Origin of the sequence: Vibrio sp. S457-15, assembly GCF_000960545.1 — a bacterium.
Lineage (GTDB): Bacteria > Pseudomonadota > Gammaproteobacteria > Enterobacterales > Vibrionaceae > Vibrio > Vibrio parahaemolyticus.
In genome coordinates, this window is record NZ_JYOQ01000160.1 from 1 (window position 1) to 357 (window position 357).

At 50.7% G+C, this 357-nt stretch carries 1 pseudogene; it reads right to left on the reverse strand.

Going from position 1 to position 357, the window contains the following annotated elements:
- A pseudogene (locus tag UF05_RS17055) lies at positions 1-357 on the reverse strand (potassium transporter TrkG); the annotation flags it as partial.

A 357-nucleotide genomic window follows, 5' to 3' on the forward strand; every position in this document is an offset into this window, starting at 1 on the left:
TCACCAAACGACGCAAGTTGACTTGCCTCTCTTGGCCAAGTGCTTCTTTGGCTAACGCTTGCTGACGTAGACTCAAGCGCACCCCGAACATATAGAGCAGCACCGCAGATAAGGTCATTTGCCCTAAGCCGCCGATCTGCATCAAACACATCAGAAGAATTTTACCCGCGAGCGTAAAATGTTGGCCGGTATCGACCACACCCAACCCAGTCACACTGATGGCTGAAGTCGCGGTAAACAACGCGTCAGTAATAGACAGACCTGAAACCGAAAAAACCGGTAGCGTAAGCAGAACAGCAGATGGCAATAACACTCCGAGAAAGCTCAGCAATATAATGCGCGGTTCGCCACCTTTCG